This is a genomic window from Pseudoalteromonas distincta (genome assembly GCF_000814675.1).
Taxonomy (GTDB): domain Bacteria; phylum Pseudomonadota; class Gammaproteobacteria; order Enterobacterales; family Alteromonadaceae; genus Pseudoalteromonas; species Pseudoalteromonas distincta.
Window position 1 is genome coordinate 41115 of the sequence record NZ_JWIG01000008.1, and the last position, 15870, is coordinate 56984.

The 15870-nt window shown below is 38.3% G+C and carries 7 protein-coding genes; all 7 read left to right on the forward strand.

What is annotated here, in order from left to right:
* The first annotated feature begins 1 nt into the window (after position 1).
* The 7 genes from bcsA to hppD all read left to right on the forward strand — a co-directional run bounded on the left by bcsA (position 2) and on the right by hppD (position 15832).
* A complete protein-coding gene (gene bcsA, locus QT16_RS06035; protein WP_039487108.1) occupies positions 2-2671 on the forward strand; it encodes a UDP-forming cellulose synthase catalytic subunit in 2670 nt (889 codons plus the stop codon).
* Positions 2664-4910: a cellulose biosynthesis cyclic di-GMP-binding regulatory protein BcsB gene (gene bcsB / locus QT16_RS06040; protein ID WP_039487110.1), complete on the forward strand. Its 2247-nt coding sequence runs from the start codon at positions 2664-2666 to the stop codon at positions 4908-4910. Before bcsA ends, bcsB begins: the two co-directional genes overlap by 8 nt.
* Positions 4910-6040 (forward strand): cellulose synthase complex periplasmic endoglucanase BcsZ, encoded by a 1131-nt coding sequence (bcsZ, locus tag QT16_RS06045; protein ID WP_039487113.1) that lies wholly within the window; start codon positions 4910-4912, stop codon positions 6038-6040. The genes bcsB and bcsZ overlap by 1 nt, the downstream gene beginning before the upstream one ends.
* Positions 6031-9849 (forward strand): cellulose synthase subunit BcsC-related outer membrane protein, encoded by a 3819-nt coding sequence (locus QT16_RS06050; RefSeq protein WP_039487114.1) that lies wholly within the window; start codon positions 6031-6033, stop codon positions 9847-9849. Before bcsZ ends, QT16_RS06050 begins: the two co-directional genes overlap by 10 nt.
* A 247-nt stretch (positions 9850-10096) precedes the next feature.
* Positions 10097-11590 (forward strand): peptide MFS transporter, encoded by a 1494-nt coding sequence (locus QT16_RS06055; protein ID WP_039487117.1) that lies wholly within the window; start codon positions 10097-10099, stop codon positions 11588-11590.
* A 147-nt stretch (positions 11591-11737) separates the two neighbouring features.
* Positions 11738-14467 (forward strand): metallophosphoesterase, encoded by a 2730-nt coding sequence (locus tag QT16_RS06060; protein WP_039487119.1) that lies wholly within the window; start codon positions 11738-11740, stop codon positions 14465-14467.
* A 318-nt stretch (positions 14468-14785) separates the two neighbouring features.
* A complete protein-coding gene (gene hppD, locus QT16_RS06065; RefSeq protein WP_002958202.1) occupies positions 14786-15832 on the forward strand; it encodes a 4-hydroxyphenylpyruvate dioxygenase in 1047 nt (348 codons plus the stop codon).
* Positions 15833-15870 lie beyond the last annotated feature (38 nt).

Sequence of the window (15870 nt, forward strand, 5' to 3'; positions counted from 1 at the left end):
AATGAGCATTACATTATTTTATCAGCGCCCTATTCACAGCACTTTATACTTGCTGCTGAGCATTTTATTTACTGATAAGTTAGTCCGGTACATTTTATTCAAGTTTCATAGCTACTTTAATCAACATAAAGTAAATGTTATTGAAGCTTTTTTAATGCCTTTTATTACGCTTTTAAGCTCACTGTTTATAAATATTAAAAAGCATAAAATCAGCTTTGAATATACCCTTTATGACTACTACCCTCATTTAAGGTTGCCTTACCGAACCTACATTTACTCAAATATATTACGCTTTATTATACAAAGTGTTTTTTTAGTGTTTTTTAAAAACCAGCTTAAATCTAGTTCTGTAAAAGAAGATGCTGTTAATTATTTTTATGATGGTGTTAGCTACCTTTTAAGGCAATTACGTTGGTTTGATTTAAAGCTAGGTAGATTGTTAAAGCGCTTACTATCAAAAAACAAAAAAGGCCCTAAAAAAAGTGCGTTTAAAACCATGGCGGATGCGCGTGTATGGCAAAATAAACTAGTCAAATACGTCATTCTCGCGTTTATTCTATTTTTATTAGCAATATTTATTACAATTCCTTTTAGCTTGGAAGCTCAAGCCGTTTTTATAAGCTTTATTTTACTAGTTGCGTATGCGCTTAAACGAGTAAAAGGCCAAATGGCAACCATTGTCATGATTACCCTGTCAGTAACTACGTCTTCTCGTTACTTGTGGTGGCGTTACACTGAGACTTTAAATTGGGATGATCCACTTGCACTTGCACTAGGTGGTGGCTTATTACTTGCTGAAACGTATGCCTGGCTTGTACTGATTTTAGGTTTTTTCCAAACAATTAACCCGCTTGAGCGAAAACCAGTGCCTTTACCAAAAAACACTGACTTATGGCCAACAGTAGATGTATATATTCCAACTTATAATGAGCCGTTAAGCGTTGTAAGGCCCACTACTCTGGCTGCTTTAAGTATCGATTGGCCTGTGGATAAATTAAATGTTTATATATTAGATGATGGTAAGCGCCCAGAGTTTAAGGAATTTGCAGAGGAAATTGGAGTGGGCTATTTAGCTCGTTCGGATAACAATCATGCTAAAGCCGGCAATATGAATAGCGCTATGCGTTATACCGATGGCGAATATATCGCAATTTTTGATTGTGACCATGTCCCTGCTCGCTCGTTCTTACAAATGACGATGGGGCAGTTTTTAAAAGACAGTAAAGTATGCTTGGTGCAAACACCGCATCACTTTTTCTCTGCAGATCCGTTTGAGCGAAACCTTAACAACCATAGTCAAATTCCTAACGAAAACATGTTGTTTTATGGGCTTATTCAAGACGGTAACGACATGTGGGATGCGACCTTCTTTTGTGGCTCTTGCGCCGTATTAAAACGAGCTGCGCTTGATGATATTGGCGGTTTTGCGTTTGAAACAGTAACGGAGGATGCTCACACGGCACTTCGTATGCAGCGCGCTGGTTATAAAACTGCTTATATAAATATTCCACAGGCAGCAGGTCTTGCAACCGATAGCCTGTCAGCGCATATAGGTCAACGCATTCGGTGGGCGCGTGGTATGGCGCAGATATTTAGACTTGATAACCCATTAATGGGTAAGGGTTTAAGCATTCCTCAACGATTATGCTACATAAACGCAATGCTGCACTTTTTATCGGGTATTCCTCGTATTGTATTTTTAACAGCCCCTTTAGCGCTAATATATTTTAATGCGTACATAATTTATGCCCCATTTTTAGCTATTTTTATTTATGTAGTGCCGACATTAATTCAAATCAAAGCGACTAACTCACGTATTCAAGGTAAATACCGTTACTCCTTTTGGGGTGAAGTGTATGAGTCAGTACTTGCTTGGTACATATTAAAACCAACCACCGTTGCTTTATTTAATCCTAATAAGGGTAAGTTTAATGTAACCGAAAAAGGCGGTTTAAATGATGAAGAGCATTACGACTGGGGTATTTCTAAACCGTATTTAATTCTCTTACTTATTAATTTACTTGGTATATTAGTGGGTGTATTACGTCTATTTTTAGGTGACCCAAGCCAGATTGGCGTACTTATAATAAGTATGGGTTGGGCTTTTTATAATATTATAATTTTAGGTGCTGCCGTTGCTGTTGCAGCTGAAGCTCGTCAAGTGAGGCACTCGCATCGTATAAAGGCAAACTTTCCTGCCGGCGTTCGTTTAGCGAATGGTCATACTTTGAAAGTAAAAATAACGGATTATTCAGATAACGGCGTGGGCATAGAGACAGAACACGCGCATTTATGTCGTGTTAACGATAAAATTGAATTGTTAATGAGTCGTGGTAATAAGCAATTTTCGTTTACAACGTATGTATGTAATACCCGCAAAAAACAAATTGGCCTTACACTTAAAGACTTATCTCTCGAAAAACAGAGAGCTTTTATACAATGTACCTTCTCAAGAGCAGATGCTTGGCTAGATTGGCAAAATAACTTTAGACATGACCGTCCATCGTATAGCTTCAAAGAAGTACAAAAAACCAGTTTACGGGGCTTTAGTAATTTATTATTTCATGCTCCAAGAGCGTTACAACCAGTTATTAAGTTAATGACTAATATTGTCATTTACATAAATTCATTTACTCCAAAAAAACCGATAGTGCATAATAATTATGATTAAAAAGTTACTTAATACATTTCTAACATTGTTACTTATTAGTAGCGCATATAAAGTGCTCGCTATCGAGCCTATGCACGACAAAACCCTGTTTGTAAATGGCTACCCTGAGAGTGCCCAGGTTTCTAGTTTACGCCTTAGCTTTGAAAAATTAGGATTCAATGACTATAAACTCGACGGCGTGAATAATAATTCTCGTGTCGATTTCACAAATAGAATTGATAAATTAAGCACTAATTTAAAGCTTAACTTTTCGTACACTAACTCACCTTCATTGCTGGCTAATGTATCGCACTTAAAAGTTTATTTTAACGATAACTTAGTAACAGTATTACCTATTAATGAACAGCTAAGTGTTGTAAAAAATACGGTAAGTCATAGCCTTGACCTAAATGCTAAATACATTCAAGACTACAACCAAATTCGCTTTGAACTAGTTGGTTACTATGATTTACGATGCCAAGATTACTTTAGCCGCTCAATTTGGACTGAAATAAACAAATCAAGCCACATAACGCTTGATCAAAAACAGTTAGCAATTGATAGCCGCCTTGAATATTTACCAGAACCATTTTTTGATGCTAAAGATTACAACAAATTAAACTTACCTTTTGTATTTGCAAGCACACCTAATACACAAGCTATAGAAGCGGCAGCCACTTTATCTAGTTGGTTTGGCGCACAAGCAGACTGGCGTGGCACTAACTTTCCAGTAGTTTTAAATAAAGCACCAGAGCAGCACAGTGTGGTGTTTATTACTAATGACTCAAAACCTGATTTTTTAAAAGATTATCCAGATGTTGAAAAGCCAACCGTCGAGCTAATTTCAAGCCCTATTCACAGATACAATAAAATGCTGCTAATTTTGGGGCGTGACGAAAAAGACTTAAAAACAGCGGTTACTGGTCTTGTGTTTGGTCATAAGATTATGACTGGCCGAAGTGCAAGTATCGAAGCAATTAACAAACTCCCACTGCGTAAAGCTTATGATGCGCCAAGATGGCTTAGAAACGATCGTCCCGTGCACTTTGACGAGCTTATTGACTATCCAACTCAGTTACAGGCTGAGGGTCTTAACAATGGTCCTATAAAACTAAATGTTCGTTTTGCACCTGATTTATTTACTTGGCGTGAAAAAGGCATTCCTATTACTTTGCAATACCGTAATACGCCAGAGAGCGAAACCTTAAATTCACGTTTAAACATGTTAATAAACCAAGAGTTTATAAGTGGTTTTTTACTTGATAAAAAAGACACATCGTTAACTACCGCAAAAACCTTGCTGCCTTTAATCGCTAATACAGACACAACGCAAAGCGCTGAAGACTTTTCATTAGATGGTATTAATCTTGCCAGCCGAAATGAGTTAAATTTTGACTTTAGATTTGCAGTACTTAAAAAAGGCGAGTGTGCCATTGCTCCACCTGGTGGCGAATACGGAGTAATTGATGGAAACTCTAACATTGATGTAAGTGGGTTTGACCATTACATAGCTTTGCCTGATTTAAATGTATTTGCAAACAGCGGATTCCCATTTACAAAATACGCAGACTTACAACAAACTTTAGTATTGATAGATGAAGTTCCATCATCTAAAGCGCTATCTGTATTGTTTAATTTAACAGGCCACTTTGGTGCTATCACAGGTTACCCCGCTCATAGAATAAGCGTTGCTCACTTAAATGAAGATGCCAACTTAGATGATAAAGACATCTTAGTAATCGCAAAACCTAATAGCATTGCTAATAACTTAGATGAAGATGCGCAAACTAATATCTTGCTTGATAACAATCAGCGCGCTATAAAACAAGCCATATACAACGGTGCTTACGATGAGCAGACAACAAATAAAGTCCAAGTAAGTATAAAAAGTAGTGGTGATATGGCCGTTATTACTGGCTTTCAATCACCGTTTGATTCAGAGCGCTCAATAGTATCGCTCAGTGCAACATCACAAAAAGCCTTTACTCTACTAGATGATGCGTTAATGAGTTCACAAGCGCTTGCGCAAATTAAAGGCAGTGCTGCGGTCATAAACTCTCAAGGCATTAAAACAATTAAAACTGATGAGCAATATTTTGTTGGTCACATTCCTGTACATACCCTAATTTGGTTCCATTTATCGGATCACCCATTTGTACTGGCACTATTGTCTATTTTAACACTACTGCTGATCTCATTTATTATATGGCGATTACTACAAGCATTAACATACAAGCGCTTAGCTGAAGGAGATAAGTAATGAAGTCACTCATTAATGTATTTTTTACCGTGATTGCATTATTTACCTTTAATGCCAATGCACAAATAGAGCAATGCCAACCATGGGATGCATGGCAAACGTTTAAAAGTAACTTTATAAGCCAAGATGGCCGCGTTATTGACTTGGGGAGTGAGCAAAATATCACAACCTCTGAAGGCCAATCTTATGCGTTGTTTTTTGCTGTTGTAGCAAATGACAAAGCAATGTTTGACCTAGTGCTTGATTGGACGCAAGAACATTTATCAGAAGGTGATTTAAGCACTCGTTTACCGGCATGGCAATGGGGTGTTAATAATCAAAATGTTGGCGGGATTTTAGATTCAAACCCTGCGTCTGACTCTGACTTATGGATAGCATACAGCTTATCGCAAGCAGCTATTCTTTGGGATGAGCGCCGCTACAGCATATTAGCAGCTGTACTTGCACAGCGAATAATGCGTGAAGAAACCGCTTATATCTCGGGCCTAGGTTTATCATTACTACCCGCTCCTACAGGTTTTGAATTTGATAATGAACGTTTTAAGTTAAACCCGAGCTACTCACCATTATTTATTTACCAGCAGTTTAAAAAGCTCTACCCACACTCGCCTTGGCATCAATTACACGAAGGCTCAGCAAAGCTAATTTTAGATACAGCTAAGCAAGGTGTTAGCCCTGACTGGGTAATGTTTGATGCAAATAATGGCTTTTACTACGATAAAAAAACGAGCGACTTGGGCAGTTATAACGCCATCAGAGTGTACTTATGGGCAAGCATGATGGCAGACAATGCGCCTTATAAACAAGAGCTATTAGCGCAATTCAACCCTTTTATAGAAACAATTAATAAACGTGGTTACGTGCCTTTAAATACCTTTGCTAAATCTGGAAAATCTGAAAAAAGAGGCCCTTTGGGCTTTAATTCAGCTTTATTACCTTTACTGGCGACTAATAACGATAATTCTACGGTAATGGCGATTCAGCAAAAACTAATGATTGATAAATCATTTACTCAAACTCGTTATTACGACAGCGTGCTTAACTTGTTTGGTACAAGTGCTTTAAATAAGCGTTTTTCAATTACAGCAGATGGGACGCTACAACCGGTATGGAGCACTGAATGCCGTTAAGGTTTGCCCTCGCTTGCACATTAGCACTTAGCTCTGGATTAAGCGCTAACACAGTCAACGATATTGATACGCAATCTGTTGATTGGTTACTAAGCCAAATAGGTATTGGTGAAGCACAGCAAAATAAAAAACTAGTTGAAGATAGCTTACGAAAGCTAGTCGCCATTGCCCCTGCCCGAATAGAAACACAGTGCGCAGTAGCGCGTTATGATTTTGCCAATGGCGAATCAGTGAAAGCCAACCAGTTATTAAGCAAAATAGATAACGGGCTTACCAAACAGGCTCCGTGCGTTGAAAAGCTTAAAATACTCTCTCGTATTGAGGGTAAAGATAAGTCTTTAATTCATGAAGCTAGGCTACTTTCTCGAGCTGGACGTTATGAACAAGCCCGTGAAATATACAATAAAATATTTAAAAACACCTACCCTACACTTAATTACGAGCTTGAGCATTTAAGCTGGTATGGACAAGACAGCGACCAATGGGAAAGTGTTAAAAAAGGCTATGAAAAGTTATTAAAAAGCTATTCTAATATCGCTCAAGTAGAAATACCTTATGCTCGCCATTTACTGAGGAAAAACCCAGCAAATAGTAAAGCGATAGATATTTTAAGTAATTACGGAACTAGCCCTTCTTTTATTAATGAAGTTGAGTTTATTTGGCTTGCAGCTCTTAAGAGTATGGATCTTACTCAAAATACAGTTGAGCAATACCAACGTTACTTCTCTGTGTATCCATTTAGTAGTAAAGGTAAGTTACAATATGAAGATTTCCAACGAGATTTTAAAGTAAGACAAGCATTACTTGCCGATCCCGCGTATCAGCTTTGGCTCAAAGGCGATCGTTTACTTAATAATAAAAAATTAAAAGAAGCTGAGCCCCTACTATTAAATGCTTTAAAAGGGCGGCCAACCGATAAAGAAATTATGCGCAGCTTAGGGTATTTGTATTTAGCGAAAAGCGACTACAAAAAATCATATTACTATTTTTTTACCGCGCAAAAATATACACCTAACTTTGATGAGCGTGAAGGACTTAAAGAACTCGCGACAGTTGCGAAGTTTTGGCTGTATATGTCTGAAATGGAAGATGCTATAGAGCAATCTGATTTTAAAACAGCACAATTAAAACTAAATCTAGCTGAGCAATTAAATCATGACCAAGAAGCTTTTCTTTATAACAAAGGCCTATTATTAGTAGCTCAAGGAAATTACACACAAGCAGCTACCGCCTATCAAGCAGCCCTAAAAACCAATCCTTTGTATGAAAATGCCTTACTTGGCTTATTAAATATCGCGCAACTAGATCAAAACCAAAAATCAATTCGCAACTTTTATAATTCATTAAACGCAAAGCAACGAGATTTAATCTACCCCTCATATGCACTAGCTACCAGTAATACTCTAAGGGATAAAGCAAGCCAGTATACTAATGGTGGAGAGCTAGAAAAAGCAGAAGAATTACTTAAGCAAGCTATTGAGCTTTCACCTGAACAACCTTGGTTATATTACGATTTAGCTTTTATATACCAACAAAAAGGCCTGACTCAACAAGCACGTGATTTATTTAATAATGTATTGTGGCAGTTCCCGCTAAACCCCCAGATTAGATATAGCCATGCTTTATTTTTGCGCTTTATAAATGATTATGAAGGAGCTTTGGATACACTTAAATATATTCCTTTTAAAAATCGAGATACCGACATTATTGCTTTAGAACAGCAATTGTTGCTTAACGAGTCTCTTACTCAAAGCCAGCAATATCTTGATTTAAAAAACAAATCTGTCGCCATCTATCATTTAAGTAACTTAGAAGCGAGAGAGCTAACACCTGAAATGCAAGCTGAGCTTTCTAATAGTTGGTACAAAATTGATGAAAAACGACATGCTCTTAAATTGCTTTCAAGTGCCCTTTCATCTGACTCATCTTTGTCGCCTTATTGGCACCTTTTACAAGGCCAGTGGATACTAGAGCAAGATAACCAAGTTGAAATAAAACGCTGGTTTGAGGATTACGTGTTACCAGAGAGCGCTTCTGAAAACGAAACGGCTCAATATGTGCAGTTACAAAATAACTACCTCAACCAGTTTTATACCGGCAGTGACTTAATTGCTAAGCTCAATCAGCTTGATCAAAAATATAAAGATATTCCAGCAACAACAACTGCCCTTATTAATGCAAACTTAGCGCTAGAACAATATGAAGCAGCCGTTATCTTATATCAGCGAAAAGTACAAAGTAGTCAAACTATTGAGCCTCAAGCGCTTCTCGCTATTGCTAATGCATACATAGAACTTGGAGATGACTTTCAAGCAAAAGAAGTTACGCAAAAAGCGATAGCGCAAACCACATCGCAAGAGGGTTATTTACAACGCCAAATCATGTCATCTCTTAATGAGTTTAATTACTCAGGGGATGCACTTTATTTAGCTAAGCAACTTATTGAAAAGTCACCAAACGATCAAGAGTTACGCTATTTAGGTGCTCAAGTAGCCAGTAAGTTTAATGAAACCGAACAAGCACAATCTTGGTACGCACAAACCCTGTCACCTAATCGTACTTTAAACGAAAAAGAGCTTTACGGAGCGCTTTTAAAAATAGATGAAAACGATCAATGGTATGTAAACGGTGCTAAACGTGAGCTAATAAACGAGCAAAACAAAAACCAAGCATACATTGCCATTGGTGTTAACTTTAGTGGACAAACAAGCACCGAAAGTGAAGCAACACTTGGTGCGGGCTTAGTACCAATTGAAGCTTACTTTCCACTTTGGCAAGGCCAAGGTTTTATTAAAGTAGACCCGACTACTATTAGCGCACAAACAACTCGCTTTGATGAGCAGTTCGCTGGTAGTCGCTACGGACAAGGTGCTTTATGTATTTTCACTTGTTCAGTCGATGAAGTGACACCAGAGGAAAGTGGTGTAGATATAGGTATTGGTTGGCAAAACGAAAACTGGCGTGTAGATGTAGGCACTACCCCTCTTGGCTTTTTAATTGAAGACTTTGTGTGGGGTGTAAATTACGCAGACAGTTTTGGCGACTTTGGATACAGCCTAGAACTTGAAAAGCGCCCAGTTACAAATTCAGTGCTTTCTTATGCGGGCTTGAAAGATGTAAATACAGGTGAAGTTTGGGGGGGCGTACGCTCTACAGGCCTAACAGCTAATGTATCACACGACTTAGGCGGAAAATGGGGTTTTTGGTCAAGCGCCGACTTTACTCTCTATAAAGGCCAAAATGTAAAAGACAACCAACGCTATCGTATGATGGGCGGTACTTATTACCGTGTAATAAGCAATCAAAAGCGTGAATTTATCGTAGGCGCTAGCTTATTACATTGGGCATACAAGTATAATTTAAGTGAAGAAACATGGGGCCATGGTGGTTATTACAGTCCGCAAAACTATGTTGGTCTATCCGTGCCTCTCACTTATGACGCGCGTTGGGGCGATGATTTTGTTTATCGATTAAAAACCGGTGTTTCGTACTCGCAAACAAAAACTCAATCTATTGATTTCTTCCCTAACGATAGCGATTTGCAAATAGCTGCGTATGATAGAGAATCAATAACAGGTGTTGACCCTGTATTTGAAGGTGAAACAAGTTCTGGTGTTTCATATAATCTTGAAGGTAGTTTTGAGTATAGAATAACGCCGAATTGGTTTTTTGGTGGCTACTTAGCCATCGATCGTTCTGACTTTTACGAACCAAACTTTGGTCAACTTTACATACGTTACTATTTTAACCCTGTTTATGGAACGCTTGAGTTCCCAGGTACCCCTATTGTTCCTTATGCTGAGTTCTAACTTGGCATAAGGTGATACACCGCGCAATACTTCCCCTAGCACTAAGGTATATGTATACTTGTGCCCAATTGTAACTAGGATAAGGGTGTGTCTCTTACCTTCTGGTGTTACTACCATATAGCAAATCATTATCTTAGCTACAAATAATAAACTGATGGTCGAGCATTTTAGTATGACTAAATACTAAGATAGCTAAAGCAAAAAATTATAAGGCCATTACAACAATTCTTAAAGTTAGGAAGTAAATATGAGTTCAGCTCCAGATAGTGGTTGGTTTGGCCACCCTAAAGGACTTTCGACATTGTTCTTCACTGAAATGTGGGAACGAATGAGTTATTACGGTATGCGAGCTATGCTCGTATTATTCATGACAGCAAGCTTACAAGAAGAAGGCCTTGCCTTTACTGTTGCATCAGCTGCTGCAATCTATGGTTTGTACACAGGCGCAGTATACTTTTTAGGCTTACCGGGTGGCTGGCTAGCTGATAGATTGTTTGGTGGTCAAAAAGCAGTTTGGTATGGCGGCATAATTATTATGATTGGCCATATTATTTTGGCTATTCCACATGATTATTCTTTCTTTATTGGCTTAATATTTGTAGCAACAGGTACTGGTTTACTAAAACCAAATATCAGTGCAATGGTAGGCCAATTATATAGCGATGCTGATGAGCGTCGTGATGGCGGTTACGCTATTTATTACATGGGTATTAACATGGGTTCTTTAATAGGTTACTACGTATGTGGTTACTTTATGGAGAACGTAGGCTGGCACTGGGCATTTGGTGCGGCAGCTGTAGGTATGGCCATTGGTTTAGTGCAGTACAAACTCACACTTAATAACCTACCAAAGCACAGTGCTTTACCTGCTAATCCATTAGGCTCTAAAGGTACTTCACGTGCATGGGGCGGTATTGCTGCATTTGTAATTGCAGCTGCTGCAGTTACTACGGCTGCAATGACCGGCGCAATTGTAATAAATCCAACAGTGGTTGCAGGTTACACAGCGATTGTATTTACTATTATCTTTTTTGTTTATTTTGGAGTTATTTACTTTACAGGTAATTTAACAGATGCCGAAAAACAAAGAATGTGGGCACTATTTTTAGTATGTATTGCATCTGCATGTTTTTGGTCTGGCTTTGAACAAGCTGGTTCATCATTAAACTTATTTGCTCGCGACTATACTGACCGTCTTATTGGTACTTTTGAAATCCCTACAACGTGGTTTCAATCATTAAACTCACTGTTTATTATTGCTTTATCGCCATTTTTTGCAGCGCTTTGGATTAACTTATCTAAAAGCTTAGTATCACCTAGCTACAGCGTTAAATGTGCAATTGGCTTAATTATCATGGCATCAGGCTTTTTAGTTATGTTTATGGCGGCTCATTACGCAGCTGAAGGCTTAAAAGTTGCGCCTTACTGGCTTGTTACTACGTACTTTTTACATACAGTGGGTGAGCTTTGTTTAAGCCCTGTAGCATTAAGTGCTGTAAGTAAGTTATCGCCTAAACGTTACACTGGCCAAATGATGGGTGTGTTTGTATTAACTTACTCAATCGGTAACATCATCGCAGGTTTACTTGCTGGTAATTTCGATCCGAATAATGTTGATGAAATTCCTAACTTATACTTACAAATTGCATTATTTAGCATTGGTGTTGGTGTTGTTTTAGTACTAATGACTTTTAAAGCTAAAGTATGGGAAAAACAAGGTTTAGAAGAGAAAGTCTCTTAATTATTGTTTATTTCAAATGTAGCAATATAACCTAAGACAATTCCTCCATAGCTTCTATGGGGGAATTTTTTATTCAACTTTGCCCTGCCCCCGTTAACTGATATTATATCCTGATTGGTTATTGAATAGACTCAGGGACATCCGTAGATGCAATCGTTAACGATATCACGTGTTATTATATTTATATTTCTTAGCTTTATTCTAACTGCCTGTGGTAGCGGTGATGAAGTGACGGTTAATCCAAACGATCCTGTTGAGCCTGAACCTAGCAAATTAACGCTATCAAGCGCTAATGGTTTAGACGCTACTTTAGACGAAGGCAATTTTATATTTAATGCACCTTCCAGTGCTATTTCTAGTGATGTAGAGCTTACCTACGAGAAAACATTATTAGATGAGACGAATATACAACAAAATATAATTTCTGATTTACATGCGCTTACGCCCTCCACGCTTACTCTTGAAAAACCTATTACCATCACAATAAAAATCCCTGATGACTATGCATTAGGCGGACAACTGTTTATCGCAAAACTATCAGGCGCTAACTGGGATACTGTTACAAATTCAATAGTTTTAGATAGATTTGTTAGCGCTCAAGTAACAACACTGGGCACATATGCAATACAAATGCAGCGCAATGAAGCTTTCGCAAATATCGGCCCAACTTGCGACGCTAATGCAACAGAGCAATCGGTAAGGTTTGTTCACGTTGCAGATTTACATGCTCGCTTTGGCTATGAAGAGCAATATTTCAGCCGGATCAAAGCCTACTACAACCAAGTAGCAAGCCAAACCCCGCACACCTTATTTACAAACGGTGGTGACGACTATGAAAAAGGCACCGTTGCTGAGCAATTATCACAAGGTACCGCAACAGAAGAAGCTATAAAAGCAATGCAGTTTGACCTACGAGTCGTTGGAAATCATGATTATGCTTGGGGCCCTGAAAAATTACTAAGTTATTCCCAAGACGAGAATGCAATTGTACTTGCTAGTAATACTCGTTATGAAGCAGAGCAACGACAAGATTTTGCAGGCGTAGGATTTGCAAAAGTTCAAGTAGGATGTATTACACTTGGTGTGTTTGGCATGACCTCAGTGCCATGGAATGAGCTAGATGAACCAATTCAAGATGATCCGATCCCTGATTTTATTAAACAATTTAAAATGAGCTGGCAATGGCAACAAATCGCACAAAGCATCGTAAACCAATACAGTGATGATGTAGATTACATGATTATGTTGAGCCATTTAGGTGTCGGCCAAGATACTGATATGGCAACAAACGTACCCGGTATAGACTTAGTACTTGGCGGCCATACACACGGTGGGGAAAGCTACACAACCCTTGATAACGGCGCTATTGTTTTACAACCGGACTTTTACGCTAAGGGTATTACTGACTTAACGCTTAATTTTAATTTAGCTGATAAATCATCCCCAGTTGTTGATTACAAAACGATTGAAACCGATACAATTGATGAGCGCGATGAGACAACTAAACTAGCTATAGATGAGATAATGGGGCGTTATGCTCCCGATGCAGAAACGGAAATCGCTATTTCTGAAAACTATCCAACTGATGCGCAGCTAGCCGAAATCACCGCCTTAGCCGCAAAACATTCAAGCACAATTAACGCAGCATTACTTAACCCTGAACTAGTACAAAAGCGCTGGACACCCGGCACACTGACTCAAGAAGACTTCCATAAAGCTTTTTACGTAGAAAGGCAGCCATCAAATACGCCAGGGTTTAACTCTATATATAAAGTAACAGTATCGGGAAGCGACTTAACAACGATGTTTGCAAGTCAACCAGATTGGTTTTTACTTAAACCTGAAGATATACAACCCACTAATAATTACGAAGTTGCACTATTTAAAGGAGCAGCTTTGAATCCTGATTTATTTTTTAATAGTGTTACATTCTCAAACGTAGAACCGATAGCTGAAGCTTGGTGGCTACTTGATAAATATGCACGTGCTAGAACAAGTCAGTGCCTTCACCTTGACACTGACACCGAACTTTATTCATGCAACAACTTAGCAAATGTAACCGTATGGAATTTTGACGATACTAACAACCCGTTAGCAGCTGATTTTGGACCTTCGGTACTTAGCTACTTTGATCCAGATGAAACAAATTGGGGCACTGCAGAGACACAATATAGCACCACTACTCAATTAAATATTGATGATTTAAGTGATGGTCCTTCAGGTGTTATGGCGTTTTCTCGCCACGCTCCAACAGAAGGCTTACTTATTGATTTAAACACACCTGCAAATGGTGACTTTGCAAATGAAGGAATGGTGTCTGACTACACCTTGGTAATGGATTTATACTGGCCCGCAGAAGGTAAAGATATTTACCGTGCAATTATGCAAGCCAATACAACTGATTATCTTAATGATGATGCCGATATGTTTATTGACCCAAGCGGCGGCTATGGACAAGCAACTAGCGATAGCGGCTATTTTGGCAATACACAACCTGACTCTTGGCATCGTATAGCTTTTGTATTTTATACAGCACCAACCAACGGGGTATTTGAAGTCTATATAGATGGAGAACTTGCTGGCGTAAAAGAGGATGGCGAAATCGATAGTCGCTGGGCACTCAATCAATCTGTATTGCTTTTTACAGATAACAATTACGAAACAGTACCAGGGTACTTAAACTCGCTGCTTTATGCAGGACGTGCTATGACCAGAGATGAAATTAAAAGTATGGGCGGCGCACAACAAAAGCTGTCTTTTGAGCAACCGACGCGAGTGCTAAATCAAACCATTGAGCGCCATTACCAAGCAGCTCCAGCAATTAAAACTAACGTGTGGATAGAACAACGGAACAAGTTCTTTGGTAACGGCTCTTAAAGTGTAAACAATTACATACAAAAAGGCTTTTGCTTATTAATTATAAAAGGAGGTTTAGCGCAGGTTAAACCTCCTTTTTAGTATTTAAATACAATAACTTAAAAACAAGTACCCCCACTTGAATTTATACCATATAACTTCATTTTACTTAACTGTATTACAAACACGTAACTTTATAATAACCGTCCTATAAAATTTACACATGCACTACATACTAAATAGCGCCCCCCTCTTCCCCAAATTAAAAATCTGGTTGATTATCTACTGCAATATGACAACAACACATAATCGCAGTGCTTAATTGCGGGAGTAATAATAATGAGTGAAGTAAATAACTATTTAGGTTTAGTCGGTATTGAATTTACCGAGTACGCAACACCTGATGCTGATTATATGGATAAAGTATTTACTGATTTTGGCTTCTCTAAGCTTAAAAAATTCAAAGGTAAAGACATTGTTTATTACAACCAAAACGATATTCACTTTTTACTGAATAACGAGCGTGAAGGTTTTTCTGCAGAATTTGCTAAAAGCCATGGCCCTGCTATTTGTTCAATGGGTTGGCGTGTTGAGAATGCGCAAAAAGCATTTGAAACTGCAGTAGAACGTGGTGCAAAACCAGCGACCGACTCAACGCATAAAAATATGCCTTACCCTGCAATCTATGGTATTGGCGACAGCCTAATTTACTTTATTGAACAATTTGGCGACAAAGGCACTATCTACGAAAGTGATTTTGAAGACTTAGAAACGCAAAATGTTGTAGAAGATAAAGGCTTTATCCGAATCGATCATTTAACCAATAACGTTTATAAAGGCACCATGGAAAAATGGGCTAACTTTTATAAAGACGTATTTGGTTTTACTGAAGTACGCTACTTTGACATTAAAGGTCAAAAAACAGCGCTTATCTCCTATGCACTTAAATCGCCATGCGGCACCTTCTCTATTCCAATAAACGAAGGTAAAGGTAACGATAACAACCAAATTGATGAATACCTTGGTGAGTACAACGGCCCAGGCGTTCAACATTTAGCGTTTTTAACAGATGACTTAGTAAGCTCTCTTGATAAGCTTGATAAATCAACAATTGCCACTTTAGATATTATCCCAGAGTACTACGATACTATTTTTGACCGTGTACCTTGGGTTGCTGAAGATAAAGAAAAAATTCGTGAGCATCAGATACTCGTAGATAGCCAAAGTGAAAATTGTTATTTATTACAAATTTTCTCTAAAAACTTATTTGGTCCAATCTTTATAGAAATGATCCAACGCGTTGATGATGGTGGCTTTGGTGAAGGTAACTTCCAAGCATTATTTGAATCAATCGAACGTGACCAAGAGCGTCGCGGCGTTTTATAAAATATTTGAGTAAATTAAAAGCAGCGAACTTCGCTGCT

Coding starts and splice junctions, on each gene's coding strand:
- bcsA (WP_039487108.1), top strand. CDS start 2: ATGAGCATTACATTATTTTATCAGCGCCCTATTCACAGCACTTTATAC.
- bcsB (WP_039487110.1), top strand. CDS start 2,664: ATGATTAAAAAGTTACTTAATACATTTCTAACATTGTTACTTATTAGT.
- bcsZ (WP_039487113.1), top strand. CDS start 4,910: ATGAAGTCACTCATTAATGTATTTTTTACCGTGATTGCATTATTTACC.
- QT16_RS06050 (WP_039487114.1), top strand. CDS start 6,031: ATGCCGTTAAGGTTTGCCCTCGCTTGCACATTAGCACTTAGCTCTGGA.
- QT16_RS06055 (WP_039487117.1), top strand. CDS start 10,097: ATGAGTTCAGCTCCAGATAGTGGTTGGTTTGGCCACCCTAAAGGACTT.
- QT16_RS06060 (WP_039487119.1), top strand. CDS start 11,738: ATGCAATCGTTAACGATATCACGTGTTATTATATTTATATTTCTTAGC.
- hppD (WP_002958202.1), top strand. CDS start 14,786: ATGAGTGAAGTAAATAACTATTTAGGTTTAGTCGGTATTGAATTTACC.